The organism is Paenibacillus sp. FSL W8-0426, assembly GCF_037969725.1.
In the GTDB taxonomy this organism is placed as follows: Bacteria; Bacillota; Bacilli; order Paenibacillales; family Paenibacillaceae; genus Paenibacillus; species Paenibacillus hubeiensis.
In genome coordinates this window covers 6,327,979-6,354,663 of sequence record NZ_CP150203.1, presented here as the reverse complement: position 1 = coordinate 6,354,663, position 26,685 = coordinate 6,327,979, and the positions used below count along the sequence as shown (strand labels likewise).

22 protein-coding genes are annotated in these 26,685 nt (G+C 51.0%); 13 read left to right on the top strand and 9 right to left on the bottom strand.

Annotated elements, in window-relative coordinates:
* Positions 1 to 85: 85 nt before the first annotated feature.
* The 7 genes from MKY59_RS28790 to MKY59_RS28760 form a co-directional block, all read right to left on the bottom strand.
* Positions 86 to 2,311, bottom strand: a complete 2,226-nt coding sequence (locus tag MKY59_RS28790) for a methyl-accepting chemotaxis protein (RefSeq protein ID WP_339274989.1) — start codon at positions 2,309 to 2,311, stop codon at positions 86 to 88.
* A gap of 605 nt (positions 2,312 to 2,916) precedes the next feature.
* Entirely contained in the window at positions 2,917 to 6,138 is a 3,222-nt protein-coding gene (locus MKY59_RS28785; RefSeq protein WP_339274987.1) for an efflux RND transporter permease subunit, read from the bottom strand.
* A gap of 41 nt (positions 6,139 to 6,179) precedes the next feature.
* The gene (locus MKY59_RS28780) at positions 6,180 to 7,118 is read right to left on the bottom strand and encodes a TetR/AcrR family transcriptional regulator (RefSeq protein WP_339274985.1); all 939 of its coding nucleotides are present in this window, start codon (positions 7,116 to 7,118) and stop codon (positions 6,180 to 6,182) included.
* A gap of 168 nt (positions 7,119 to 7,286) precedes the next feature.
* Entirely contained in the window at positions 7,287 to 7,601 is a 315-nt protein-coding gene (locus MKY59_RS28775) for a multidrug efflux SMR transporter (RefSeq protein WP_236413066.1), read from the bottom strand.
* Positions 7,601 to 7,942 carry a multidrug efflux SMR transporter gene (locus tag MKY59_RS28770; protein WP_236413064.1) on the bottom strand — a complete coding sequence of 114 codons (342 nt, stop codon included), beginning with the start codon at positions 7,940 to 7,942 and terminating at the stop codon, positions 7,601 to 7,603. The genes MKY59_RS28775 and MKY59_RS28770 overlap by 1 nt, the downstream gene beginning before the upstream one ends.
* 34 nt (positions 7,943 to 7,976) lie before the next feature.
* A complete protein-coding gene (locus MKY59_RS28765; protein ID WP_236413062.1) occupies positions 7,977 to 8,561 on the bottom strand; it encodes a TetR/AcrR family transcriptional regulator in 585 nt (194 codons plus the stop codon).
* 122 nt (positions 8,562 to 8,683) lie between these two features.
* Positions 8,684 to 10,162, bottom strand: a complete 1,479-nt coding sequence (locus MKY59_RS28760; protein WP_339274983.1) for a phospholipase D family protein — start codon at positions 10,160 to 10,162, stop codon at positions 8,684 to 8,686.
* A 483-nt stretch (positions 10,163 to 10,645) separates the two neighbouring features.
* On the opposite strand from MKY59_RS28760, the gene fni reads away from it, so the two are divergent.
* Positions 10,646 to 11,713 (top strand): type 2 isopentenyl-diphosphate Delta-isomerase, encoded by a 1,068-nt coding sequence (gene fni / locus MKY59_RS28755; RefSeq protein ID WP_339274981.1) that lies wholly within the window; start codon positions 10,646 to 10,648, stop codon positions 11,711 to 11,713.
* 648 nt (positions 11,714 to 12,361) lie between these two features.
* Here fni and MKY59_RS28750 read toward each other — a convergent pair.
* Positions 12,362 to 12,595 carry a helix-turn-helix transcriptional regulator gene (locus MKY59_RS28750; protein ID WP_236413054.1) on the bottom strand — a complete coding sequence of 78 codons (234 nt, stop codon included), beginning with the start codon at positions 12,593 to 12,595 and terminating at the stop codon, positions 12,362 to 12,364.
* 329 nt (positions 12,596 to 12,924) lie between these two features.
* Between MKY59_RS28750 and MKY59_RS28745 the strand changes: the two genes are divergently transcribed.
* From MKY59_RS28745 to MKY59_RS28720, 6 genes are all read left to right on the top strand, one after another.
* The gene (locus tag MKY59_RS28745) at positions 12,925 to 13,281 is read left to right on the top strand and encodes a hypothetical protein (protein ID WP_236413053.1); all 357 of its coding nucleotides are present in this window, start codon (positions 12,925 to 12,927) and stop codon (positions 13,279 to 13,281) included.
* Positions 13,282 to 13,396: 115 nt separating this feature from the next.
* The gene (locus tag MKY59_RS28740; RefSeq protein WP_339274979.1) at positions 13,397 to 14,830 is read left to right on the top strand and encodes a helix-turn-helix transcriptional regulator; all 1,434 of its coding nucleotides are present in this window, start codon (positions 13,397 to 13,399) and stop codon (positions 14,828 to 14,830) included.
* Positions 14,831 to 15,159: 329 nt separating this feature from the next.
* Positions 15,160 to 15,330 carry an aspartyl-phosphate phosphatase Spo0E family protein gene (locus MKY59_RS28735; RefSeq protein ID WP_236413051.1) on the top strand — a complete coding sequence of 57 codons (171 nt, stop codon included), beginning with the start codon at positions 15,160 to 15,162 and terminating at the stop codon, positions 15,328 to 15,330.
* Between the two features lie 144 nt (positions 15,331 to 15,474).
* Positions 15,475 to 15,945 carry a GNAT family N-acetyltransferase gene (locus tag MKY59_RS28730; protein ID WP_339274978.1) on the top strand — a complete coding sequence of 157 codons (471 nt, stop codon included), beginning with the start codon at positions 15,475 to 15,477 and terminating at the stop codon, positions 15,943 to 15,945.
* A 219-nt stretch (positions 15,946 to 16,164) separates the two neighbouring features.
* Complete coding sequence (gene ychF / locus MKY59_RS28725) at positions 16,165 to 17,265, top strand: redox-regulated ATPase YchF (RefSeq protein ID WP_236413049.1); 1,101 nt, start codon at positions 16,165 to 16,167, stop codon at positions 17,263 to 17,265.
* Positions 17,266 to 17,701: 436 nt separating this feature from the next.
* A complete protein-coding gene (locus tag MKY59_RS28720) occupies positions 17,702 to 18,301 on the top strand; it encodes an SUKH-4 family immunity protein (protein ID WP_339274976.1) in 600 nt (199 codons plus the stop codon).
* 17 nt (positions 18,302 to 18,318) lie between these two features.
* Here MKY59_RS28720 and bluB read toward each other — a convergent pair whose 3' ends face one another.
* Positions 18,319 to 18,993, bottom strand: a complete 675-nt coding sequence (bluB, locus tag MKY59_RS28715) for a 5,6-dimethylbenzimidazole synthase (protein ID WP_339278493.1) — start codon at positions 18,991 to 18,993, stop codon at positions 18,319 to 18,321.
* A 68-nt stretch (positions 18,994 to 19,061) separates the two neighbouring features.
* On the opposite strand from bluB, the gene tnpB reads away from it, so the two are divergent.
* The 6 genes from tnpB (at position 19,062) to spoIIR (ending at position 26,340) form a co-directional block, all read left to right on the top strand.
* The gene (tnpB, locus tag MKY59_RS28710; protein ID WP_339274975.1) at positions 19,062 to 20,150 is read left to right on the top strand and encodes an IS200/IS605 family element RNA-guided endonuclease TnpB; all 1,089 of its coding nucleotides are present in this window, start codon (positions 19,062 to 19,064) and stop codon (positions 20,148 to 20,150) included.
* 604 nt (positions 20,151 to 20,754) lie between these two features.
* Positions 20,755 to 21,822, top strand: coding sequence for a peptide chain release factor 1 (gene prfA, locus MKY59_RS28705; RefSeq protein ID WP_236413043.1), 1,068 nt, complete (start codon positions 20,755 to 20,757; stop codon positions 21,820 to 21,822).
* A gap of 24 nt (positions 21,823 to 21,846) precedes the next feature.
* The gene (gene prmC / locus MKY59_RS28700) at positions 21,847 to 22,734 is read left to right on the top strand and encodes a peptide chain release factor N(5)-glutamine methyltransferase (protein WP_236413710.1); all 888 of its coding nucleotides are present in this window, start codon (positions 21,847 to 21,849) and stop codon (positions 22,732 to 22,734) included.
* Positions 22,735 to 22,816: 82 nt separating this feature from the next.
* Positions 22,817 to 24,055, top strand: a complete 1,239-nt coding sequence (locus MKY59_RS28695) for an FtsW/RodA/SpoVE family cell cycle protein (protein ID WP_236413041.1) — start codon at positions 22,817 to 22,819, stop codon at positions 24,053 to 24,055.
* A 231-nt stretch (positions 24,056 to 24,286) separates the two neighbouring features.
* On the top strand, positions 24,287 to 25,504 hold the full coding sequence (locus MKY59_RS28690; protein ID WP_339274973.1) for an FtsW/RodA/SpoVE family cell cycle protein: 1,218 nt from the start codon (positions 24,287 to 24,289) through the stop codon (positions 25,502 to 25,504).
* Positions 25,505 to 25,671: 167 nt separating this feature from the next.
* The gene (gene spoIIR, locus MKY59_RS28685) at positions 25,672 to 26,340 is read left to right on the top strand and encodes a stage II sporulation protein R (RefSeq protein ID WP_339274972.1); all 669 of its coding nucleotides are present in this window, start codon (positions 25,672 to 25,674) and stop codon (positions 26,338 to 26,340) included.
* The last annotated feature ends 345 nt before the right edge of the window (positions 26,341 to 26,685 follow it).

The following is a 26,685-nucleotide window of genomic DNA, read 5'->3' as shown; positions in this document are numbered from 1 at the left end:
TTTCTATTTGAAAATGATGCATCTATTCAGTTAGGAACAGTTGCATCAAATTTTAGCCATTTATCCAAAGCGCGTCAATATCACGTCAGATGGCAGCATCCTTCTTGGATGGAGTGAGTTGGAACTGTCCGACGAGCTGCTGCAAAAAGACGGTGATCGCTTCGACGTCATGCGAAGAATGCTGTACCTGCTGCATGTCCAGTACGAGATCCTGCATTTCGGTCTCCACCTCGGCGGAGGTGGAGCGGTTTTTGTGGCTGATGGCGGCAATGCTCTCCATCAGCGTCACGACCTGATCCACCACCTGGGTACGCTGCGTTTCTTCGGCCGTGGCTTGGTGCAATAGACGTGAAGCTTCCTGCACGAGAGCCGAGCCTTCCGCCAGAACCCGGTCCCCTTCATGGATGGAATGGGAGGCCGTTCCGGCTGCGGCGGAAATGTTGTCCAGGATGCGGTGAATGTTCTCCGTAGACGTGCGGGACAACTCAGCCAGCTTGCGGATTTCTCCCGCAACGACGGCGAATCCGCGCCCGTGTTCACCTACGTGGGCCGCTTCGATGGAAGCATTTAGCGCCAGCAGGTTGGTCTGGGCCGAGATTTCGTCGATGACGGCCAGCGCTTGGTATATTTCCTGCATCGTCTCCATGAAAGACAAAATCGTGCGGTTGGTATCGGACACGGTACCGGATATTTCGGTCATTTTGCCGCCGATGCGTTCGACCTCCTGACGGGCAACCAGAATTTGCTCAGTGGCGGAGGTCTCCAACTGCTGCAGCGTAAGGCGCATGTGGTCTGCGGCCGCCTTCGCCTGATCCAGGTCCTCAAGCTGCTTGCGGATGCCGCGAATCATGGAGCCGAGCTTGCGGTTTACGCGTTCGGTCGTGCCTTGCGTCGTTTCGGTGGACGACCGCATCTGGAGCTGGTTGTCCATGACGTCGATGGTAGCGAGACGGACCTTCAGCATGATGCCCTCCAGCGAGTCGATCATGTTGTTGATCCATTTGGCGAGTTCCCCCGATTCGTCCTGCGCAAAAGCGGACGTGTCCAAACGCTGCGTCAAATCTCCCCGGCCCTCGGCATTGATGCGGATAAAGCGGGTGATGCGCCTCAGATCCTCATGGACCCTGCGATAATGCTTACGCTGCAGCCTGCGGGCAGTGAACACCCCGAAAACGAGGTTGAAGGCCGCAATGGAGAGCGCTGCCCACACATTCGAAGTAAGAGCATATACGAGCACGGAGCCGATGAAGCCGGAGAGAACGGCATGCAGCCTGTGCGTGTTGGATTGACGCCAACCGATGCTGCGAACCCGGTACACTTCCTCAAGATCACCTTCGCACATCATGCCCCACAGGTCCGGACAATGCGGAAGCTGGAAGGTGATGCCTTTGCCGATGACGGGAATATGCCGGTAGTCCGAGTACCCCGGAAAGGCCGCGAACAGGTTCGAACCGTTGCGAATGGTATTCGCCACGCCCGGGTGCAGCTCGCCCGTCGATGGATCGGTGAACATCAATTCAAGCTCGGTATGTTCTTTCACGGATACGATGCCCCAATCGGTGGTTACGCCATCTTTCAGGTTTTCCCCATGGGTAAACGTCCGGTCTTCAAAGCGGCTGCGGGACAGGGCCGTTCCGGGCGGCAGGTTCGGACGGAGCACGGAGTTCGCCATAAAGATGTAATTATCCCCGGAATCCGGGTAGACATGCCCCGACTCCCGCTGGATCAGATCGCCGATGACATCGCCCGGCACCCTGCTGCAGAGGGAACCAACGTAACGCCCTTGCTGCACGATGGGCCAAATGAACAGGATCGTGATGCTGTCGTGAAATGAGGAAGAGCGGGGGCCGATCTCCAATGTCAGCCGATCGGAATACGGGCCATACAGACATTTGCGGACATGGGTGCCATCCGATTTGGCGTATTGCAATCCAGGCCCGAATCCGTCGCTTGTCTCGGTATAAATTTCTCCAACGTGCTTCTGATATGTAGAAAATACAACCTGATTCTGCGCATCCAGCATGAAGAGTTCCGTGCTGTCTGTCGAGCGGACATAACTTGCTTTAAACCATGCTTCAAGCTTGTGAAGGGCAGGCGAGTCTTCCGATACATGCTGCAGATGGGTCCCTTGGAGCTGATGGAACAATCGCTCCAGATGATTCCATTGTTCCTCCGCCCAGTCCATGAGAAGCTGCCGCCTCGTTTCGGCAATGCCTTCGAAGATTTGTTCGACGTCCTCCTGAATGTGAGCATTCAACCGATAGGAACGCCACAAAGGCCATCCCTTTTTCCATCCCAGCCATCCAAACATGCTGATCACCCCGGTAATTGGATTTGAAAGCTTTGATAAACGGTTTATATGTGTGTATCTATATAAACCGCACTAAACAATCACACAAGGCACTGCGAGTGCAGTACCATCTTCCGATCGCTGTTATCCCCAGATTTTTTCAAATTTCCCTTTTTCAAAGGGGGAATCCGGTGATCAGCCTATGCTTCCGAAGCAGCTTTCTTTCAGAAAGCTTTTAAGCGACCGCTTCGCTTCTCCAGATTGGTTCTGCCTCTTCGTTAACGTGTATCTTTTTTGCGGTTTATCTATATGCTATTAGAACCTTTATACAAAAAAATACAGCAAAATACGAGGGTATATGTCATATTTTCCGAATAATCATACAAAAAATGCAAATAAATATACGTATTTGAACATTGCTTTCCGAGAAGTGGGACAAGGGACTTAACTTGCTCGAAAAGTACAGGATGGATGGTCCTATAGCGTTCATGCTATGGAGCATTTCTCCGCAGGCGTAAGGTGCAGAAAAAACACCGACTGGAATCTTATCCAATCGGTGCTTAAAAATTGTGGATATGGAATGGTTTAATGGAATGCGTTTAATTTCAGTTCATGGACTAACCGGCTTAATCGACGATTTTTTTCTTTCTGAATCTTGCGAGCATTTCGTACACGATCGGCACAATCACGAGCGTAAGCAGGGTCGAGCTGACGAGACCGCCGATGACGGTAATGCCGAGCCCTTTCGAAATGATACCTGCGCTTTCCTCAAGACCGGTTACGAGCGGCAGCAATGCGCCAATCGTGGCAAGGGCGGTCATCAGGATCGGACGCAGACGGGTTGCGCCTGCTTCCAGCAAGGCTTCACGCGTAGATAGGCCTTCGTTCTCCTTATGGATAACGCGGTCGATCAGAACGATGGCGTTGGTGACCACGATGCCGACGAGCATCAACGCACCCATCATGGCGGAGACATCAAGCGTTCCGCCGGATACAAACAGACCTACCATGATACCGATCACGGTAAACGGCAGCGAGAACAGGATGGCGAATGGAGCCAAACCGCCGCCGAAGGTAACGACAAGCACGAAGTATACGATGGCGATGGCCGCCACCATGGCGAGTCCGAGCTGTGTAAATGTATCATTGATCTGTTCGGTCGTACCGCCGAATTTCACTTCGACGCCGTCCGGCAGATCCAGTTTATCGATGCCGGCTTGCAGGTTTTGCGAAGCCTTTTGCACGTCGGAAGCCAGAATGTTGGCCGTCACTTGCGCGACCATTTTGCCGTCGATGCGCATGATCGAGTTCGGCGAAGTGCCTTCTTCCACCGCAGCCACCTCTTTGATCGGCACTTGCACGCCGAGAGGCGAAGTTACGGTTTCATTTTCGATATCTTTGATGCTCTTGAATTGTTTGGCATCGGTCTCCACGTAAACTTTATACGTTTTGTTCTCGATGTCCACTTCGGTCAGCACCGGGCGTTCCTGAGCCGGGGCGAGCGCCATGGCCAGTTGGCCGGCAGTCAGTCCGAGCGAGCTCAGTTTCTCCTGATCGGCAACGAGCGTATATTGACCATACGTATCGGAGAGCGTGGTTTCGGCTTTTTCAAAAGAATCGGTGTCTGCTTCAACCAGCTTGAGCACTTCATCCGATACCGGCTTGATCTGTTCCAGATTGTCGCCATAGATCGAAACGCTAAGGCTGCTGCCGCCGAGTCCGCCGGACATGTCCAGCTCGTTCCACTCGCCGACGGAGACTTCCTTTTTCAGACCTTCGACAAGGTCTTCCTTCACTTGCGAGAAGTTTTTGGTGTCTTTGTTATATTCGATGTAGAACAGGGCCGAGTTGGAGCTTCCGCCACCCATGCTGCTCAGCGGATTGCTTCCGCCAATGGAATATTGCATTTTTTCGATGCCTGGTTGTTTCAAGAGCCATTTCTCCGCAACAAGTGCTTCTTTCTCCACGTCTTCGCGCAGCGATCCCGTCTCCGGAGAATACGTAATGGTTACGTATTTATCCTGCTGCTCCGGCAAGAAGCTTGCACCGATGAACGGATAAAGGAAGAGGCTTCCGACCAGCAGCAGGACGGCGACAATGGACGTGATCCATTTGTGGGACAGTGTCCAGTTCAGCAGGCGTTTGTAGCCTTCCGCCATTTTGCCCGGTTTCTCTTCGTGGTTGTGCGTGTTTTTCAGCCCTTTGCGGAACAGAGAGTGTGCCAGCATCGGAACGATGGTGATCGCCACGAGCAAGGATGCAAGAAGCGCAAAAACCATGGTCAGCGCAAACGGCATGAACAGTTCGCCGACCATACCGCTTACGAGGGCGAGCGGCAGGAATACCGCAATCGTAACGATGGTGGACGACATGATCGGGATGAACATTTCGCGCGTCGCTTCGCGAATCAGTTCACGGCCTTTCAGTTTCTCGCCTTTAAGCGACAGCCTGCGGTAAATGTTCTCGATAACGACGATCGAGTCATCCACGACCCGGCCGATCGCAACGGTCATGGCACCCAGCGTCATCATATTCAGCGTAATGTCCATCAAGTTCAGCGCCGTCAAAGCGATGAGCAGGGACAACGGGATGGAGATGACCGAAATCAGGGTGGAACGGAAGTTGCGCAGGAAGATCAGAATGATCAGGACCGCGAACAGGGCGCCGAAGGCGGCTTTGCCGAGCATCGTGTTGACGGAATCCTGAATCGGTTTGCCTTGGTCAAGCAACACGGTCAGTTCGGCGTTTTTGAATTGCTTTTGCAGTTCTTCCGCCTTGTCTTTGACCGCATTGACCACATCGACGGTATTGGCGTCATTGGACTTCACGATGGAAATCCCGATGGATTCCTTGCCGTCCGTCCGGGAGATGGACTCTGCTTGGCCAATGACTTCAATCTTGGCAATCTCGCTCAATTTTACGGTCGGGATGCCAGGGGCACTTGCCGCACCTGCCGCAGGGTTCGTGGCTTGCGCCGCAGCGCCTTGTGCAGCGCTTTGGCTTTGGGCTGCGGCGCCTTGTCCGGCAGCAGCGCCAGCCTGCGCGTCCATGCCTTGTCCGGCTGCTGCGGAACCGCTGCCCGAGGCTGCACCCGCACCGCTTGGCACGACCGGAATGGCGAGGTTTTTCAGGTCGTCAAGGCTGATGATGTTGCCATCCACCACGACGGATTTTTGAGCTTTGTCCAGTTCGAACAATCCGAGCGGAACGCGAACCGAGGAGCCCTGCACGATGCCTTTCACGGTATCCTCGGTCAAGCCGAGTTCTTTCATTTTGGCCTGGTCGAATTTCAGTTGGACTTCTTTGACGTATTGGCCCGATACCTGAACTTGGGCTACGCCGTCAATGTCCTCAAGCGCAGGCTTCAGATCGGATTCGGCCAAACGTGTCAGCTGTTCCAGATCCCCGCCTTCCTTGTCGGACAAGCTGAGCGAGACGACCGGGAAGGAGTTGATGCTGAATTTGGAAATGGTCGGCTTCTGCACGCCATCCGGCAGCTGAACATCGTTCAATGCTTCCCGCACGGCGGCGGTCGCGTTGTCCAGGTCCGTGCCGTAGTCGAATTCCAGCATGATGGAAGCGGCGTTTTCCATGGAAGTCGAGGTTAACGTTTTGATGCCCTCCACATTCCTCAGCGTTTGCTCGAGCGGTTTGGTGACGTCCTCCACGATGCTCTCCGGAGCACCTCCGGGATCGATGGCGGTGATGCTCAGAAACGGAACGTTGATGTTCGGGATCGTTTCCTGTTTCATCGTCAACCCGCTGTACAAACCTGCAAAGGTAACGATAATCGTCAGAATCCAGATTGCAAATTTGTTGTTCAGTGAAAAGTTAATGATTCCTTTCATGCGATGGTTTCTTCTCCTCTCTGCTTCTCTTTATATTGGTGTTACGAGTCAGCCTGGATGAACCGGCTGTACATGGCATCCAGAATGTGCTGAAGCTCGGCGTGCAACGATTCGATGGCAGGGGTGTTCTCCAGATTGTGCATCATGCCGAGGATGATTGCGCGCCTTGGCGTGAACTCCATCATTTCCTGCTTCAGGATGGCGATGGCCTCAAGCGCATCGCTTTTGATCTGCCCTTCGGTAAGGGACGATGTGACGACATCCTGCATTTCTCGAATAATGTGAATGGGATGACGCATCATTGTAGAGTCCGTGTTAGGGTTGCTGGCCCAGGCTGGCCAGTCTTCCAAACGAACGAATGGGGCAGGGCGCTGCTCCAGCAGCCCATGTGCCGCATAATCGATCGTTTGCAGCAAATTGGTTGCCATTTTGGATACGGTCAGGGAAGGCATTTCCGTAAACCAGATTTTGACGTAGGAAAGAAACAGTCCATGCGTAAGCAGGCTGAGGTCTACGGTGTAAGGTCCAATTTCCGGACCGTATAGATCCTCGAGCTTCTCCTTAAACCAATGCACGATGCGAATTTCGAGGTCGCGGTTCTTGGGATTGCATTTATCCCGGCCGGGCTGCTCGTCATTGATCATCATGCTGCGCATTTGCACCCTCAAAAATTCCTTCAGTTCAGATACGTGAATGAGTAGTGTCTCGATCTGTTTCAGCAGGCGTTCCCTTGCCGTGTAGCCGGCACTCTGTTCAATCTGGGTCATCTCGTCGACCAGCGTGTACATGCAGTATTCCATCGTGCTGGCTTCAAGCTCTTCCTTGGATTTAAACAGCAGATAGAGGCTGCCCTTGGACATGCCGCATACTTCCGCAATTTCCTGCATGGACGTTCCGGTGCTGCCTTTGGCGGAGAACAACCGGAGCGCTGTCGTGATGACCATCCTTTTTTTCTCGTTCATTTCATGAATCGGGTTCATTAACGATACATCCACCTCAGCTCCGAACTTTTGAGTTCTTGAATTGACTTTGTGGTCAAAACAAGTATAAACGAAATGAAAAGCCGATTTCAAATGGAAGGGAATTGGTAAATGGGGATAAAAAAAGGCGACTTCTAATTTGAAGTCACCCATAGCTTATGAAGATGATTAAGTAATCAGTTTCAGGCCGATGGCGGCCACCAGAATCATGGCGATGAACAGCAGCCGCTTCGCTTCTTTACGTTCGCCGAACAACAACATGCCGGTCAACGTGCTGCCTACCGTCCCGATTCCCGTCCATACGGCATAGGCGGTGCCCATGGGAATGGAGGTCATGGCATAAGAGAGGAGAGAGAAGCTGCATACAAACGATACGAGCATAATTGCAACGTAGCGCCAGCCTTTTCTCGAAGAGGCGCCGTTAATGCCGATGACCCCGAAAATTTCGCAAATGCCTGCGCCAACCAGAGCGAGCCATGCCATTATGCCTCACCCCCTTGTGCAGATTGCTGGTCGGTGACCAGCTTCAGTCCGATGACGCCTGCAAGCAGCAGGCCGATCAGCAGTATTTTGGCCAGTTTGAACGGCTCTCCGAAAAGAATCATTTCGGCCAGCACGGTGCCTGCCGTGCCGATTCCCGTGAAAACGGCATAAACGGTGCCTACAGGCAGCCGTTTGGAAGCCGCGATGATCAAAGCAAAGCTAATAATGATGGCCAGGGCGGTGAGCGCCCATTCCCAGACGTTGCCGGCATGCTTCAGACCGCTCACCCATACGATTTCGATTAATCCTCCAATAAAAACATACAACCAATTGCGGTTCATGCTGCGTAAGTTCTCCTTTCGTCAATCCTTGGTGTCAGTTGCTCAGATGATGAATGCCGCTCCAAAATATAGGCCAGGCCGCTTCGAGCCGTATCTTGTATCGCCTCGAATTGCCGTATATGAGCTCCACCGTTACGCCGTCCAGCAAGGTCATGAACGCCACGGCAACCTGTTCGGACGCAATGGACGGAAGCTCCCCCTCCCGTATGGCACGTTGAAGCAACCGCTTTAGGGAACGCTCCAATCCGTCCAGAAACGGATATACGATACCCATGACGTCGTTGTACAGCGCAAGCGGCGGGAAATAACACATGCGAAGCATAAAGCGGGCCGACGCCTGCGTGTTGTATTCGTGCTCCACCCAGGTCAGCAAACCCTTCAAACGCTCCTCCAGCGAAAGGTGGGCATGGTCCCTGAAATATTCCAGCGTATGCCGTTGTACTTCTTTAAAGGCATGGGACAACGTGTGCAAAAACAGGTCATCCTTGTTGCTGAAATGCGCATATATGGACGGCTTTTTGATGCCGACTTCATCCGCGATGGCACGGAGGGAGGCACCTTCATACCCGTCTCTCGCAAAATGGATCAGGGCGGCATCCCGAATGGATGTTGCAGTCATATTCATTCACCTTCCTAACGGTCGTTAGGTGATTATATTTTCATATTTCACATCCCGTGTCAAGTGTCATATGAAATCCGCCTGCCCGCAAATAGGACAGACGGATGGAAAGGGCCATTCTTTCAAAAGGTCGTAAAGCCCAACACAAGCTGCAGTTTATAGGCGATTCGCTTCAGAAACGTCGTTTTTTCCTGAAATGCTTTCAAGCTCAGGGTGAATACGGCATCGTTGTTGTACCATATTCTTTCAAAATAATCGGCTGCCTTATGCATGGAAGGATGATCCGGCGGAGCCGCGACCCACAGGTCGTTTTCCAAATTGTAATCATTGAGGTTGCGGGGAGTGAGATTGGATGATCCGCCGAGCAGGATGTCATCCCCACTCGACTTGTCGATGTACATCAGCTTGGTATGATACTGTTCCTTCGTGGTGTTGTACCACCGGATATGGATGTTCCCTCCCGATTTGTCATGCAGTTCTTCGGCGACAGGGCGGTTTGGAATCCCAAGCTTCGATCGCCCGAAGGCATTTTCGTTCGGATCAAGCACCAGGCGGATATCCACGCCTCTTTTCGAGGCGTCCAGCAGGGCATCCAGCACCATCGGCGAAGCGATGTAAAACATGCCCATCCAGAGCACGTCTCCTTGTTCGGTCGCGCCGATCTCCTGAAGGACGGCATCGTTCACTTTTCCCTCGGTCAAGTAGCGGATGCGCGCCTCTCCGTCGTTTTTTTGAGCGGGCGGATCGTATACGGGAACCTGTCCACCGCCGGACATGTCCAGCACGGCTTGCTCGGTTGCCAGAATGTCGGCGATGACGGGACCGCTTACTTCAAAGGCGATGTTGGAATGGTAAACGCTGGCATCATGGATATTGCCGGATGAAATGACGGCCGACTTTTCGCTGGTGACCACCTTGCGGTGATTCGCTTTGATGTTCAAAAGCTTTAAATAGGAACGCAAAGTCATCTTCGGGCCATCGCTCGCCATCTGATTGGGAATCCAGCCTTCCCCGGCCTGCCCGAACCACTGAAAGAACGTCCGCCAAACGGCAGAGTAGATCGGGGTAGAGTCCCTTAACGGGTCATCGTTCGTAATCACGACCTCGATGCCGGCTTGCTTCATTCTTTCAAGCAGAGGGTTGGGCGCGGAATTGTAATTGGTATTGATTTCATCCGTGATAAACAGGATGGGCATGTCGGGATGCTGCTTTTTTTTGGCGATGAGTGCATCCGCGAACTGCCTGCTGACGGGCGGAAAATGCTGCCCTTTATGCTGATAGTCGTTAAAAAGAAACATGTCGACGACGACGAATTGTTCTGCATGTTCGACGACCTGAAGCATCCGCTGGAAAATCTGCTGTTCATGCTCGACCTGCCCGTCTCCGGAAGGAAAGGTCAGATCGTACAAAAACTTTACATCCTTCACCCTGTACTCCGGGCTTGCATAAGAGATGCCGGGCGGCAGAGGTTTGTATGTCTGGTACGCCATAACGGCGACGAGCCATAAGGCGAGCAAACCCAATAATGTCCTTATGTACGGAAAACGTCTGACGGCTCTGCGGGGGTCTGACCGATCGCGATGACGATGAGAAAAAATCATATGATGCCTCCCTTGATCCGGCAGGATCGGAATGTATGTATGGAAACAGGCTGGCTTATGGGCCAGCCCGGGTATACGTTGTGTCAACCATTACCACAGGTTTGCCTCCGCTGACGCAAAAAAACGGAATACAGCGGGACGGCATCCGGCAAATCTATGATGGGTACGTCTTGCAGTCGAAAGGTTCAGGAGCGTTGTATTACGGTTGTACACGGAAGAGAGCATTCAGGATTTGCGCCGGTCCGTTGATCTCGCTGCGTTTCTATCAGCTTTTCCACCTATTCCCGATCTATCCGCATCTGTCCAAGGTATTGGCCTTTTGCCCGAAAGGGATATTTGCCCGAAAGGCTCCGATACATGGACATCTCTAACGCCGAGCCAGGGATGTTTTTTGTTGCGGGCCGGGCTCCCTTTCCATCGACTTTTGGGAACGGTATACTGGGTAGAGTTGTATGCGGGCATTTCACATAAGGGGGTTGCATCATGAACGAACAAGAAAGAGCGGCCAGACGGCTGCTTCCCGAAGTCCCGACGAGCGAACGGAAGCTGGAGCATGTCCGTCTATGCCTGCAGGAACAGGTTGCGGGAGAAGGGATCACCACCGGCATGGAACGGTATGCTTTCCGGCATAACCCGCTGCCAGAGCTGGATTTCGACGCGTTGAGTCTGGAAACGTCATTTATTGGCAAAAAACTGCGCACACCTCTGCTCATCAGTTCGATGACTGGAGGGAGCGATACGACCGGCGCGATAAACGAACGGCTCGCGCGCGTGGCGAATGCGCGGGGCTGGACGCTCGGCGTAGGTTCGATCCGGGCTGCCGTGGAGCAGCCGGACCTTGCGCATACGTTCGATGTGCGGCGCTGGGCCCCCGATATTCCGGTGATTGCCAATCTGGGAGCGGTGCAGTTGAATTACGGCTTTGGACCGGACGAGTTCCGGCGCGCCATCGATATTGCCGGGGCGGACATGCTGGTGCTGCACCTGAACGGACTGCAGGAAATTTTCCAGCCTGAGGGCAATACCAATTTCGGCGGGCTGCTGAAGCAGATCGAGGGTTTGTGCGGGGTGCTGGACGTTCCGGTTGGCGTGAAGGAAGTGGGCTGGGGCATCGATGGTTCAACGGCACGTCAGTTGTATGAAGCCGGGGCAGCTTTTGTCGATGTGGCCGGAGCCGGCGGCACCAGCTGGGTGCAGGTGGAGAAATTCCGAAACAAGCAGCCGGTTCGGCGTGCGGCGGCGGAAGCCTTTGCGGACTGGGGCATTCCGACGGCAGACTGCATCCGCGACGTGCGCGCCATGAATCCCGAAAGTGCGCTGATTGGCAGCGGCGGCCTGCATAACGGGGTGGATGCAGCCAAAGCAATTGCATTGGGGGCTGATCTGGCAGGTTTTGGACGCTCGCTGCTGGAGTCGGCCGTAGCCTCGGACGAGGCGCTGGATCAGCGGCTGGAGCAGGTCGAATTCGAGCTGCAGACAGTCATGTTTGGCATCGGCGCGGGTCGAATCGAGGAATTGCGGATGACGAACCGTTTGGTGGAGCGGCGCTGAAACGATAAAGTGATATTTGTACTCTCGTTCACAGGAAGGACTAACGATGTTGTTCGGTGCGAACCTCAAGCTCACATGATTTTCCTGGGGGATTCGCACCTCGAATTTTGTCGAAAATATGTTTTTTGTGACCTTTTGGCAACACTGATTTTGAATTTAGGCTTCTTTTGCCACAAATGTGGATAGTATTTGTTATAATTAGAGGTAATACGTAATTATGTCTACGTTATGTGACTTTATTACGTGTATTTTCGCTGTCGCACTCTATATGAGTGCGTGGATTGAAATTATAAGTTTGAGGGGGAATTGGTATGAAGGCGGGAGTCGCACTCTATATGAGTGCGTGGATTGAAATCTTTGCGTGGGACAATAAGGCCAATCGTATCTTGTGTCGCACCTCTGCATGAGTGCGTGGATTGAAATTCCCCGGTCTTGGTCTGAATGTACAGCACATCACGGTCGCACTCCGTATGAAGTGCCAAATATGATCAAAGCTAATAGCTATGTTAATTATTGCTGAGTACGTTAACAAAACCATATGAAACAAAAAAATCCGTCCAAAGTAAAAATGGATGGATTTTTTATGTTTCTCTTTAAAAGTGAGAAAGCGTTACGCTCAGTTGACAATGTTTAGCCCAGTTTGTTTTTTTACTCCTTATCATCCGGTATGTACGCTATCACATCTGAAAGAGTATAGTCATTTCCTGTCATTGCCCGCAGAGTGTTCACGATATTATTTAAGGTTTCTAAATCTAGCCTTTTTGTTTTTCCTTCGCACAAATCATATATAAGGTTAGGTCGAACTTTTGCTTCCCTTGCTAGTGCATTTTTAGTGACGCCGGCTGCGTCTAAAGTGTAGCCCAATCTTATTTTTATAGACATAGCCCATCCCACCCTTCACTTTTATCATAACCTAACGTTAAATGGTTTTAAATAATCACTTGACGTTTATCAATAGACGATATAAAATTCTAGTGTATTATCAACAGGCGTTAAACGTAAAACGTTATGTTTTTTGTGGTTTAAAATCAATGAATCAAAAATATTTTGAATTTATCTAATGGTTATTTCGCCATAACGATTGAGTCTTAGTTTTTTGAGGGAGGGGAAATAGTAGTGATTTTAGTTAGCGGAGGATTAGAAATTCATTATTTTTCAAGAGATTATGAATTGCTTATGCTTTTTTTCATGAGTATGCAGGTAATAGTGTCATGAGAATCCTAACCCAATTTGAACTTGGTTTATTAGTGCTCGGCCCCTTTGATCAAGAAGCAGAGTTGTATATTTACCAGGGATATGTCATGAATGAACGCTATATCTTTTTTGTGGAAGAAGGAACGTTATGGCTTCGGCATGTACAGAAGGTCGCAAATATAGATCATTTTTATATTGATGGAGATACCGGAGGGTTAATCCTGGCTGAACATATCACAGGAGATGCAAAGGAGATGTTAGAGTCAATCGTGGATAAATTCAGTGAAATGGATGCATTGACGTTTCTTACAGATGTCTTATTGTGGACTCCAGACCGTGTCGATATGAATTTGAAGCTTGATCGCTTTCAATGATGAAGTTCCTCTACAGTCCTTTGGACCATTGAGCAATGCTGATAAGTATCTTTACAACAAAAGTAAATTATTTACAAGTAAAATATTGATATTAAATGTAAGAGTATAGTATATTTTGGCTAACCATTTTATTTTTACGTGGAAAGTTGGTGTTCCCGTGAGATCGTTAACAACGATACGTGATCATCTGGAAGATTACTTGAAGAGAAATAATATGACGCTCATTCATTTTTCTGAAATATCGGGCATTAATTCAGGTACGTTGAGCGGTATGTTGAATGGGCTGCGTCCCATCAGCATGCAACAGTTGGATCGGATCACTATCGGAATGGGATTACCTGAAGGTTACTTCTACGATTTATACATCAATGAATGTTTTGTACATACAAGCCCCGATTGGCGGCGGCTTAGGCCGTTTCTATACCGCTGTGCCGAACTCGATAAGATCGAGTGCATGGAAACAATAATTAAGCTAATGATGGATAATCTTGCATACGCTCCCCTGTTGTTCGGGTTGGCTGAACAGTTATTTCATGAGGGGATGTTCGAGGCAGCGAAGCCTCTCTATTACTGGGTGGCCGAGAGTGAGAAGATGCAACATTCCGAACGTTTGGCTCTAAGTCAGTATCGGTTATTTACTATTGGGCTTTCCAAAGATCAGACTAACAATCTCTCAGTTGCAACTCGATTTGAGTTATTTGTGGATCGTCTTGATGAGCCTTACGAGCTTGATGGACTGAATGAACTGATTAATGCTTATGCTTCGGTGCGACGGTGGGATAAGCTGTTGGAACTTGGAGAGAAATTGAAATTGAAAGCATCTGTACATTATGAATTGTACGGTAATATTAAGCCGAAAGAAGTCAAAAAAGAGATTATATTTTATATTTTGTACGCATATTTGGTACTCGGAGAGACTTATTTCTATTTTGAAGAATATGAAAAAGCACTCCATTACGTTTCTTTATATACCGATTCTAGCTGGGTAATTGATCCGACCGAAAAGGAAATAACTGTTATTCAACAGTTCAAGGAATGGGCAGAAGGTAATCGTTACCAGTATGAATTGATGTCCGGGAAGACAGATGTCCTTCACGATTATTTGAATTATATCTCAGAAAGAGAGAATGAAGTTTTTCCGGCTTTATGCGAGATCGTTGTTGCAGCCAATAAGTTTGGATTGGATATCGATGCCGTACTTGAAAAATATGAATCTTCTATTATCTATCGTGAACAAATTAGTCGAATTGGGGCGATTAGTAGTCAACTTACGGGGGACCGCTATGCTAATTTATTGATGGGGATAAGTATATATTACTTCCAAAAAAATAATTTGGATAAAGGCTTCCTGTTCCTGTTGGATAGTTTATCCATTGCGATTGAAATTAGTAGTGGGCTATGTATGGTGAAATGTGTTGATTTATTTGAACAGTATTCGACGTTTGCAACTGCCACCACGATAGAGAAGTATAATCAATTAAAACTCAAAAGTAAAAAAATCGTCTTCGCACGTAACTACATACATAACCTTCGCAGACTGAATCCCTAAACCATCCCCTGATATAACTGTCTAAATTAAAGATCCAATTGTTCTCCCGTGATGCTGACAACGAAGGTTCATGGAATGATTAGTACAAGTATGTAACCATATCAAAACAAAGTGTTCTCTCATCTGGAAGCTCACCTTATCGGAACAAAGTTTATGTTTAACCTGTTCACGTTGAGATGGGACTAATTCAGTAAAAGGAACGCTTTTTTGCTGTTCAAAAAAGAGGGATACATGAAAGGGGAAGGGTGAAGACAGTAAATGTTGGGGTATATATCATTTCCCTCTGATTCGCAGAGTGTTCTAAAATGTCACAGTATGGAGGGGTGAATATGGATTATAGCAAACTTAAGTTGCAGATCGAAGCAGCGAGACAGAAGCTCTATCAATTAAAGTTGGAATATGGAGATCTTCTACATCCCCTTGTTATACAGCAATCTATGGTCCTGGATGATCTGATTAATCAATACAATCATGTTAAAATAGAAAAGCCGATGGAATAATCCAATCGACTTTGGGCGAGAAACTTTTGGCGGGTCGCTCGCCTATATATTTTAACATAGTTATGGCGCGAAGTATTATGATTACATACATTCTTCTTTCACCATTATATTTTCGTTGGTTTATCTGAAATGGGGGGACATCAGATGCAATTGGTACAAATGAATGATCAGGAGTTTGCGCGTTTTCTGGACCGGGGCATTAAGGACTTTGCTCTGGATAAAGTGGAAGCGGGCACATGGGCGGAAGAAGAGGCGGAGCAGTTATCCCGTGAGTCCTATCGCCGATTTTTGCCGGAGGGCCTGCAGACGAAGGGAGCGTACATATACAACCTTATGCATGAGGTGGACGGAAATGTGGGATATATCTGGTTTAACGTGACGGAGCATCTGCGCGGGAAAGAGGCGTTTCTGCTCGACATCGTCGTCGAAGAGGAGCATCGCGGTAAAGGATATGGAACAGAAGCGATGGCCGCCTTGGAGCAAGCGGCTGCGGGTCTTGGCGTGAATCGCATCGGGCTGCATGTATTCGGGCATAATGTGCGGGCGAGCGAGTTATACCGCAAGATGGGGTATGCCATTACGGACATGACCATGTACAAGGAGCTCGGGCGCTAACGAACATCAGCCACCTTATGTGGCCGATATGAAGCGTGATCCAACGCTAACAGATCTCAGCAACGTAATTTGACCCAAGGCTCATAGAAGATTGTGGATGATTTTCCTGCTCCGGTGCGCATGGAATTGGCAAACTTCCTTGATGCACCGGTGCTTGTCATATATAATGAGTAGGATTATTCGAACCGAACAAGTAATGAATGAGGAGTTGTCATATACATGGCTTTGAAAGCTGGTATCGTGGGTCTTCCGAACGTCGGGAAATCCACGCTGTTTAACGCAATCACGCAAGCTGGTGCCGAATCGGCCAACTATCCGTTCTGCACGATCGATCCTAACGTGGGCATCGTGGAAGTGCCGGATGAGCGCCTGGACAAACTGACCGAACTGGTAGAACCGAAGAAAACGGTACCTACGGCATTCGAATTCGTGGATATCGCGGGTCTGGTGCGCGGCGCGAGCAAAGGCGAAGGGCTTGGAAACAAGTTCTTGGCTCATATCCGCGAAGTGGACGCGATCGTGCATGTCGTTCGCTGCTTCGAGGACGAGAACATCACGCATGTGGACGGCAAGATCGATCCGATCAGCGACATTCAGACGATCAATCTGGAGCTGATCCTGGCCGATATCGAGAGCGTGGAGAAGCGTATCGAACGTTCCAAGAAAAACATGAAGGGCGGCAACAAACAATACGCGCAGGAAGTGGAATTGCTTGAGCGCATGAAGGCTGTTTTGTATGAAGACAAACCGGCGCGCAGCATGGACCTGACCGACGATGAGCGCCTGATCATCCGCGATTTGCACTTGTTGACCCTGAAGCCTGTGCTGTATGCGGCCAACGTGTCCGAGAATGAAATCGGCGATGTGGCCAACAATGCATATGTACAAAAAGTAAAAGAGTTCGCTGCTGCCGAGAACGCGGAAGTCGTGCCGATCAGCGCGAAGGTGGAAGAAGAGATTTCCGAGCTGGAAGGCGAGGACAAGCAAATGTTCCTCGAAGAGCTCGGCATTCAGGATTCCGGCCTGAACCTCCTGATTAAGGCGGCTTACAAATTGCTCGGCCTGTACACGTATTTCACTGCCGGCGTGCAAGAAGTACGCGCATGGACCATCCGCAAAGGAACGAAGGCTCCTGGTGCGGCGGGCGTCATCCACAGTGACTTCGAGCGTGGATTTATCCGTGCAGAGGTGGTATCCTACGAGGATTTGGTTGCTGCAGGTTCCATGAATGGCGCCAAAGAGCGCGGGCAGCTTCGCCTCGAAGGCAAAGAGTATGTGGTGCAGGATGGCGACGTCATGCATTTCCGTTTCAATGTATAATTTGCCCGGCACGGATCAAGCTGGACGACAAATATAGAATGGTTCAAAAACCCTGGTTCTTCGCATGAAGATCGCCAGGGTTTTTTCAATACATGCAGACTGTAGGGGCAAAAACGGCTGCCAAAACGCAGTCTGCCTTCTCCGAAAATTCATCGATATATAAGCTGAACCAATGATTTTTACACGGATTCACTACGTGGTCAGAACCATCTTCCGATCGCTGTTATCCCCAGATTTTTTTAATTCCCTTATGTAACGGGAAAATTCGGTGATAAAGGCGAACGCTCCGCTTCTCCAGATTCTTTCTGCCCTCTCCGTTTATCGTATAATGTCTAGTTCAACCTATATAGATGGTTTTTCTTTTAGGTTCTACGCCGGATTGCTGGCATCACCGTGGGTGATTATAATATTAGCAATAACAAGCGGAGGTGGGGGAATGGACGAAGCAATACCGTATATTCGTTACGATCAGACGTTGGTCGAGGCTGCATGTTTGCCGGAGGAAACGCGTCGGCTTTTGTTGGAACAGGGCCTGCCGCAGCTGCGCCATAACGATGAAGACGTGCTTGGCGTTCATTTTCAACCTCGTACGGACCGAGATTTCATCACGGACAAAGAAGGAAAGCTGAAACTGTTTCCGATCGGATACGAGTGGGAAGAAACTGCTGCCTGGCTTTGCGTGGAAACGGGAACGGGCCGAGTCTGCATCATGGATGCAGAGACGGGCGAGCTTGGCCGAATCAACGCTTCCTTGGCCGCATTCGTCGAATTTCTGAAGCGTTATGCAGATGTTATGCAGCAATTTTCCACCCGGGAAGAACCGACGATCCTCACGGCGGAGCAGGCTAGACTGAAGCTGGAAGCCTTTCGGCGCGGGGAGATCAAACCCGGAAACAAGAGCACCTCAATCGCCGCGCGAGAGAAAGCCGTTCAGGAACTTCGAGCATATTATATCGAAAAGGATCCCGCCAGCTTAGCCAGTGAAGATGCCTGGTGGAGCGTGGTGCTGGAACAGTTGGAAGATCATTTGCTGTAGGCTGCCAGCCTTATGAGCTATATTTCCTCGGCGTTGCCCCATCGTCCATGATAAATGACCGACTGCAAATCTCTTCTTTTTTCCCAGTTGGCCGTTTCAAGAATCGGTTTCGTCGGATAATGCTCCGTATATCCAATAGACAGTAAAGCGACAGGTTCGATATGCGGAGGAATGTTCAGGATGTCTCTAACGTCGTTTTTCTTGTAAAAGCTGACCCAGCCCATACCAAGCCCTTCGGCGCAAGCGGCAAGCCACATGTTCTGAATGGCGCAGGCGGTGGACATCAGGTCGGTTTCGGGAATGGAATTTCTCCCAAGGACATGGGACCCGCCGCGGGTCGGATCGGACGTGACGCAGATCGTGAGCGGGGCCTGCATGAGACCTTCGATTTTGATGCCGAGGAAGCGTTCTTTCTTTTCGTCCTCATAGTGGATGGCGAGCGCTCTCCGCTCTTTGTCGGCCGCCCAGGCGAGGCGGGATTTCGTATGTTCCTCCGTCACCAAAATAAAGCTCCATGGCTGCATGAAGCCGACCGATGGACCGTGATGGGCCGCATGCAGTATCCGGTCAATGGTATCTTTCGGAATGGGTGTATCCATAAAAGTTCGAATATCCCGCCTTGTATAAATGACTTTCGTTGAAGGCGAGAAGACTCCCTCCTCAAAAGCGTCAGCTTTAGGTGGGGGATGAATCGCCATTTTTTTCTATTCGGAACCGAACATATGTGCTATGATAATTGCAAGGAACGGAGGTGCATGGCATGTTCTTCCATAAAGCATACAAGTATCGGATCTACCCCAATCGTACACAGCAGCAGTGGATTCATCAGATGTTTGGATGTTGCCGGTTTGTGTTCAACCATTTTCTGGGGCAATGGAAGGATACGTTTGACGCCACGGGCAAGGGCTTGTCGTACCATGCTTGTGCCACGCAGCTCCCAGATCTAAAGCAAGAACATCCTTGGTTGAAAAAAACGGATAGTATCGCTCTACAATCGGCTGTTCGGCATGTAGCCGATAGCTTTGATCGTTTTTTCAAGAAGCAGACGCAGGCTCCGCGTTTCAAAAATCGTAAACATCCGGTGCAAAGCTACACTACTCGATATACGAATGGAAATATCGCTGTGAATGGGAGGAAGCTGAAGCTCCCCAAGCTGGGGTGGCTGCGTTTTGCAAACTCCCGCCCCTGTGAAGGACGCATTCTCTCGGCTACGGTACGGCGAAATGCCGCGGGGAAATATTTTGTTTCGCTCGTCTGTGAAGTGGAAATGAAGCCCTTGCGGGATAACGATAAGTCGGTAGGGATCGATCTGGGACTTAAAACGTTTGCGGTATCCTCCGAGGGTATGCGGGATACTCATCCGAAAGCCTTCAGCCGGTACGAAAAGAAGTTGGCATGCTGGCAACGGAGATTGGCCCGACGTACGAAAGACGGTACCAATTGGCAAAAAGCCAAACGGAAGGTCGCCCTGATCCACGAGAGAATGGTGAATATCCGCCATGACTTTTTGCACAAGCTGTCCACCAAGCTGATTCGTGAAAACCAAACGATCAGCATCGAGGACTTAAAGGTTTCAAACATGCTCAAGAATCACAAGCTGGCCAAATCGATCGCCGATGCGTCCTGGAGTGAGTTCAGAAGGCAGCTCACGTATAAAGCGGAATGGTACGGGCGTACCCTCAAGATTGCGAATACGTTTGCACCGACAAGTCAAACCTGCCATGTATGCGGAGCGCTACACCGCGAGGTGAAAGATCTTTCGGTACGGCAATGGGTGTGCCCATCCTGCAAAACCCTCCATGATCGGGATGTTAATGCAGCCCGAAACATTAAGGATGTTGCCATATAGATCGTCATATCGCCCGAGAACTGTGGGGACCACAGGGATCGCTTGGTCCACTTCGAACCAAGAGGTTCGATGACCCAAGAATCCCCCACTTCAAGCGAAGGTTAAGTGGTGGGAGTGTTCAAACAGCGCTTCTTTTTCTTGTTCGCTAAACATGGCGACTCAGCTCCTGTGCAAAATAAATGGGCCGGGCTGGTTGGCAATGGATGCCGGAACGGGCACGGCCATATGATTGTAATATAAGTATAGCGGCGCTGGTTCGTATAGCCAATGAACGCCCTGTACAAAGCCTGAAAAGTATCTATTCAGGATGGATGTAATATGCTATAATTAAGAGTCGTGTACCTGTATTTACTTGTGTGCGCTGTTTCAGCAATGAAAGCGGGCAAACATGCAGCGTACAGGATTCTTTTTTAACCTAACCATCACAAGCAAAGGATTTGATGACGTTGTAGCGAGAGTGTGCGTCAGTCATTGAATGAAATGTTGCGGCAGGGCTTACAAGCAAGGCCCAAGGCATTGTGAACTATAGATTCGAAACATGGAAATGCATGAATGATGTTGCGATAGACGAAAGCGGAACAAAATAAAGCGCGAGGTGACGAAAATGTTGGATAAATTGCAAGCATTGGCTGATCGTTACGAGAAACTCAGCGAGCTGCTGTGTGACCCGGATGTAGCCAGCGACAACAAAAAATTGCGGGAGTATTCCAAAGAACAGTCGGATTTGCAGCCGACGTATGAAGCGTATAACGAATACAAGCAGGCCAGCGAAGATCTCGAAGCTGCCAAAGAAATGCAGGGCGAGAAGCTGGACGACGAGATGCGCGAAATGGTCAAAATGGAAATCGAGGAGCTCACGGCCCGCTTGAAGGAGCTGGAAGAGCGAATTCGCGTGCTTATGCTGCCGAAGGACCCTAACGACGATAAAAACGTCATCGTGGAGATTCGCGGCGCGGCCGGCGGGGACGAAGCGGCGCTGTTTGCGGCCGATCTGTACCGGATGTATACGCGTTATGCGGATACGCAAGGCTGGCGCGTGGAACTGATGGACGCCAATACGAACGACCTGGGCGGCTTCAAAGAGGTCATCTTCCTGATCAACGGACGCGGCGCGTACAGCAAAATGAAGTACGAGAGCGGCGCGCATCGCGTGCAGCGCATCCCTTCCACCGAATCCGGCGGACGGATCCATACGTCCACTTCGACGGTGGCGGTATTGCCCGAGGCCGAAGAAATCGACATCGAAATCCATGACAAGGACATTCGCGTAGATACGTTCTGTTCCAGCGGCGCGGGCGGACAGTCCGTCAACACGACGAAATCGGCGGTTCGCGTAACCCACGTTCCGACCGGCATCGTAGCAACTTGTCAGGACGGCAAATCGCAGAACTCCAACAAGGAGAAAGCGCTGCAGGTGCTTCGCACCCGGATCTATGACATGATGCGCCAGGAAGAGGAAGCGAAGTACGCGGGTGAACGGAAAAGCAAAGTGGGAACGGGCGACCGAAGCGAGCGGATTCGTACGTACAACTTCCCGCAAAGCCGCGTAACGGATCACCGTATCGGCCTGACCATGCACAAGCTGGATCAGATCATGAACGGCGAGATCGAAGAGATCGTGTCTGCGCTCACGATTGCCGAGCAGACCGAGATGATGGAAAGAGGAGAATAATCTGTGACTCAGGCGAAATTCGTGATGACGCCGGAGCAGAGCTGCCGGGAAGCCTTCGTGGAGGCTTCCTCTTTTTTGGAGAAGTGCGGCGTGACAGAGCCGCACAATAACGCCCGGCTGCTGCTGGAGCATGTACTCGGCCTCGAAGGGGCCGCGTACTACATGAAGCTGCCGGAGCCGTTCCCCGGCGAGCTGCGCAGCCGCTGGGAAACGGCCGTGACGCGCAAGGCCGCGGGCGAGCCTGCGCAATACATCATCGGCAGCCAGGAGTTTTACGGGCTGCCGTTCGAGGTCACGCCGGCCGTGCTGATTCCGCGGCCGGAGACCGAGCTGCTGGTCGAAGCCGTGCTGCGCGCGGCCGACCGCGTGTTTGCCGCCGGCGACGCGGTGCGCGCCGTCGACGTCGGCACGGGCAGCGGGGCCATCGCGGTAACGATGGCCGCGCAGCGCCCGCGCTGGCAGGTAGCCGCCGGGGACATCTCGGCGGCGGCGCTGCAAGTGGCCGCGCGGAACGCGGCGGCGAACGGCGTGCGGATCGACTTCCGTGAAGGCGATCTGCTGGCCCCGTTCGCGGGGGAGCGGCTGGACATCCTGGTGTCCAACCCGCCTTACATCCCGGCGGAGGATATCGCCGGGCTGCAGCCGGAGGTGCGCGACCATGAGCCGCGCACCGCGCTGGACGGCGGGCCGGACGGGCTTGCGCCGTACCGGATCATGCTGCGGCAGCTCGCGCTGCTGCCCGCGCCGCCGCAGGTGATCGGCTTTGAGCTTGGCCAAGGGCAGGCGCGCGACATTGCAGCCATGCTGGAGGCTGCCGGACACTGGCCGGAAATCGTCATCGTGCCGGACCTTGCCGGCATCGAACGTCACGTCCTCGGAATTCGCGCTTCGGAACCGGTGACAGAAGTGTAAGATTCGGCGGGTTTTCTTTTTGCCGCGAAATCCTCTACAATGGATATACCGAAGATTGTCGATATTTGGGGGAACGTAACGCATGCTCGATAAATTTAAAAAAATTGATTACACGATCGTCTTTATATTGCTGGTTCTGATGGCGATAAGTATCTTATCCATCTACAGTACAACGTTTGGCCGGCCTAAACTTGAATCACTCACCAAGGGTGCCGTGATGTTTTACATTTTGGGTTTTGTCGTCTTTTTTGGCATCTCGATGATTAACTACAACTTCATTATCAAAAATTACTTGTACATTTACGGTGCCGGCATGGCTTTGCTGGTCATCGTTACTTTCTTCGGTAAGGAGTACTATGGTGCCAAAGGTTGGTTGTCTGTATTTGGTGTCAGTTTGCAGCCTGCCGAGCTGTTCAAGCTCTGCCTGATCGTGTTTCTGTCAGCGCTGCTGGCGCGAAAGCCGAATCGGCGGCTGTATTTCGGCAGGGATGTCATTCCGGTATCCTTGTGCGTATTACCGCCGTTGCTGCTGGTCCTGCTGCAAAATGACTTGGGGAATGCGCTCAGCTACGTGGTCATCCTGATCGGATTGCTCTGGATCGGCAACATCAAGTTTACGCATGCGTTGATCGGATTCGTCATTGCGGTTGCTGCTTTTATCGGCGGGACCCAGGCTTATATCCATTACCACGACGAAATCGTCAAGTTTCTGAAGGATATCGGCCGATCGCACTGGGCAGACCGCTTCGATCCTTGGCTTGTGCCGGACCAGACGTCACGGGACGTCTTGTGGCAAACGTATAATGCCAAGCTGGCTATCGGCTCGGGCGGCATTACTGGTAAAGGATATATGCAAGGCACGACCATTCAATCGAATCGCGTGCCTCTGGCTTATGCGGATTCCATCTTTGTACAGATCGGCGAGGAATTCGGTTTTGTCGGAGCGTCCGTACTGCTCTTGTTATACTTTATTCTCATTCACCGTCTTGTACTGATTGCACTGGAGTGTAAGGATCGAGCCGGACCTTATCTCATTGTGGGCATTATTGCGATGCTGCTCTACCAGATCTTCGTTAACATCGGTCCGTTTATTGGTCTGATGCCGCTGACGGGCATCACGCTGCCGTTTATCAGTTCCGGGGGTACTTCGCTTATGTTGAATATGCTTAGTATGGGGATCGCTATGAGCATCAAGGTGCATACCGAGGAGAATGAAGACATTCTCGGCACGACGGAGCAGCCAACCATCAGCGAGCTGTTTGTGAAGCTGTTCAAGCGGAAGCGGCCGCAATCTGAGGAAGAACAAGGGGATCTTGCCTGATGACAGGCTTAAGGTGATCCTCTGAACGTCAAGCCACCGTGGGATCGCCCTATCTTAACGGAATATGCAATCACGAAAATAACCCCGAAAGAAGAAGTGGAATCATCCGCTCGTTCTTTCGGGGTTATTTCCATTTGTTCATTGTATTGGATATAATAGTGTTGCATCTGGGAAATATTTCTTGATGCCTATTCCGTTTGTATCGCGTAAAGGTCGAGGGGGAGCAACGGCATGTGGAGCTTGTTGAAGAAGATGGATGGCGTTATTCTGTTCGTGCTGTTCCTGCTGATGATATTTAGCGTGGTTACGGTATACAGCGCTGTGCAGGCAAGTCCGGAACTGGGACGCCATCATATAAAGACACTGTTATTTTATGTCGCTGGTTTCGCAGCCGTGTTCGGTATTGGTCTGGTTAACTATAAGCTGTTCATCAAGTATGCGTTCTGGATTTACTGGGTCGGTATTATGTTGCTGATCCTCGTTCATTTTGTCGGGAATGCCATCAACAATGCCAATGGGTGGTTGCAGATCGGATCGTTCTCCCTTCAACCTGCGGAGCTTTTTAAGCTGGTGCTGATTTTGTTTCTGGCCAAACTCCTGCTGATCAGGACGAAACGGCCGCTCGGCTTCTGGCGGGATGTCGTTCCCATCGGATTGTGGACGTTCCTGCCGTTTGCTTTGGTCATGGCTCAGAACGATCTGGGCAACGCGCTTGGTTACGTTGTTATTTTGGCGGCCGTGCTTTGGATCGGGAATATCAAGCTGTCTCACGCTCTGATCGGTTTGGCGATCATAGGGGGTTCAATATTTGGCTTTGTACAGGCGTATACGACATACCATGATGAGATTTATACGTTTTTGGAAGCGGCGGATCGGGAGCATTGGGCAGAGCGGATCGATCCATGGCTCGTACCGGAGAAAGCGACGGCGAAGGCTTCCTGGCATACGAAAAACGCCGGGCTTGCGATCGGATCGGGCGGCATTACCGGGAAGGGGTACCTTCAAGGGACTTCGGTTCAAAGCGGAAGGGTGCCCTATACGTATTCGGATTCCATTTTCGTGGTCATTGCCGAGGAGTTCGGCTTCGTTGGCGGTTCGGTGCTGCTTCTGCTCTACTTTATCCTGATCCACCGGATGGTGCTGATCGCGCTCGAATGCAAGGATCGGACCGGACCTGTCATCATTGTGGGCGTGATCGGCATGCTGCTGTATCAGGTTTATGAAAATATCGGCGCATTCCTCGGCCTGATGCCGTTAACGGGAATTACGCTGCCTTTCATCAGTTACGGCGGGACGTCGCTGCTGATCAATATGGCGTGCATCGGATTTGTGATGAGCATCAAGCTGTACGGGCATGAAGAGGACGATGATTTTGGTTTTGCGGAACAGAGGAGCGGATTGTGGGGCCGGTTACAAGGCAGGATGGGAACAGGCAAGATGACGGGATGATCCGGACATGGTTGGTTCAAACGTACGGGAGAAGCGCCGGAATATATCTTTTGCAATATTGCTAGATTCGTGAATTTAATAGGTTTACTTTCGTCTCCCCCGGGCATACTGATAGACATGAGAGAGTTGCAGGGAACATGACTACGGGAGCCAAGGGGGAGAACGGGATGAGCAGACGATTCGTGAAACAAATTGGACTTATTATAGCCTGTCTTATGATGGTAATTATGATGTGGGAAGGACAGAAAACGGATGCAGCCGTAGCGGCTGCGAACATTCCGGAGCAATCGATCCGCTTGCGCATTTTGGCCAACTCGGATTCCGCCGGAGACCAGCTCGTGAAACGCGAGATTCGCGATGCTGTCGTTGCCCAGATGGATCAGTGGGTATCGGAGCTGGACAACCCGCAGAGCATCGAGGATGCGCGTGCTGTCATCCGTCGCCATTTGCCCGAGCTGGAGGCGTTGGTGGGAGCGGAGCTTAAGAGTCGCGGGCTGAACTACGATTATCAGGTGGAGCTTGGGGTGGTTCCTTTTCCGACCAAACTGTATGGGGGTACCGTATATCCCGCCGGGGATTATGAAGCAGTGCGCGTAACACTGGGGAAAGGCGAGGGGCAAAATTGGTGGTGCGTTCTATTCCCGCCGCTGTGCTTCATCGATGCAGGTACGGGCGATGCGTTGGCCAAGCCGACGACGGCGTCTGCCGCCGCTGCTGCCGACCCAGAAGCTGTGAAAACCGCCGCGTCTGTTCAGGACGCTGCTCCGGAAGCGCGCTTCTTCTTGTGGGATTTGGCGGTCAATGTCTGGAGCTGGGTAACCGGATGGTTTGCTTGATGTTCATATCGATTCAACCGGGACGGTCTCCAAAGTGGGCACTGTCCTTTTTTTACGGCATGCTGCCGCGGCAGCAAGCCCGTCCGGGAGCAGCAGGGATGTGTTATAATTGGGGAACGACGCTGTTACCATATTTGTCGCAGGAAGGAACCTGACGAATATCTTGCGTTTGCAACGAAGAAGGATAAATACTAATGTACTGATGTTTGTTCGAGCGCTGGTGGCGTATAACTATATAAACCACAAAAACATACACACGCTAACGGAGAGGCAGAACCAATCTGAAGAAGCGAGGCTTGCGTATTTATCACCGGATTTTCCCTTAAAGAAAGAGGATTCGAAAAA

Coding starts and splice junctions, on each gene's coding strand:
- spoIIR (WP_339274972.1), top strand. CDS start 25,672: ATGAGCAGACGATTCGTGAAACAAATTGGACTTATTATAGCCTGTCTT.
- tnpB (WP_339274975.1), top strand. CDS start 19,062: ATGTTCTTCCATAAAGCATACAAGTATCGGATCTACCCCAATCGTACA.
- MKY59_RS28745 (WP_236413053.1), top strand. CDS start 12,925: ATGAGAATCCTAACCCAATTTGAACTTGGTTTATTAGTGCTCGGCCCC.
- MKY59_RS28720 (WP_339274976.1), top strand. CDS start 17,702: ATGGACGAAGCAATACCGTATATTCGTTACGATCAGACGTTGGTCGAG.
- MKY59_RS28735 (WP_236413051.1), top strand. CDS start 15,160: ATGGATTATAGCAAACTTAAGTTGCAGATCGAAGCAGCGAGACAGAAG.
- MKY59_RS28750 (WP_236413054.1), bottom strand. CDS start 12,595: ATGTCTATAAAAATAAGATTGGGCTACACTTTAGACGCAGCCGGCGTC.
- MKY59_RS28690 (WP_339274973.1), top strand. CDS start 24,287: ATGTGGAGCTTGTTGAAGAAGATGGATGGCGTTATTCTGTTCGTGCTG.
- fni (WP_339274981.1), top strand. CDS start 10,646: ATGAACGAACAAGAAAGAGCGGCCAGACGGCTGCTTCCCGAAGTCCCG.
- prmC (WP_236413710.1), top strand. CDS start 21,847: ATGACGCCGGAGCAGAGCTGCCGGGAAGCCTTCGTGGAGGCTTCCTCT.
- MKY59_RS28780 (WP_339274985.1), bottom strand. CDS start 7,118: ATGAACCCGATTCATGAAATGAACGAGAAAAAAAGGATGGTCATCACG.
- MKY59_RS28760 (WP_339274983.1), bottom strand. CDS start 10,162: ATGATTTTTTCTCATCGTCATCGCGATCGGTCAGACCCCCGCAGAGCC.
- MKY59_RS28765 (WP_236413062.1), bottom strand. CDS start 8,561: ATGACTGCAACATCCATTCGGGATGCCGCCCTGATCCATTTTGCGAGA.
- prfA (WP_236413043.1), top strand. CDS start 20,755: ATGTTGGATAAATTGCAAGCATTGGCTGATCGTTACGAGAAACTCAGC.
- MKY59_RS28790 (WP_339274989.1), bottom strand. CDS start 2,311: ATGTTTGGATGGCTGGGATGGAAAAAGGGATGGCCTTTGTGGCGTTCC.
- MKY59_RS28695 (WP_236413041.1), top strand. CDS start 22,817: ATGCTCGATAAATTTAAAAAAATTGATTACACGATCGTCTTTATATTG.
- MKY59_RS28785 (WP_339274987.1), bottom strand. CDS start 6,138: ATGAAAGGAATCATTAACTTTTCACTGAACAACAAATTTGCAATCTGG.
- ychF (WP_236413049.1), top strand. CDS start 16,165: ATGGCTTTGAAAGCTGGTATCGTGGGTCTTCCGAACGTCGGGAAATCC.
- MKY59_RS28770 (WP_236413064.1), bottom strand. CDS start 7,942: ATGAACCGCAATTGGTTGTATGTTTTTATTGGAGGATTAATCGAAATC.
- MKY59_RS28730 (WP_339274978.1), top strand. CDS start 15,475: ATGCAATTGGTACAAATGAATGATCAGGAGTTTGCGCGTTTTCTGGAC.
- MKY59_RS28775 (WP_236413066.1), bottom strand. CDS start 7,601: ATGGCATGGCTCGCTCTGGTTGGCGCAGGCATTTGCGAAATTTTCGGG.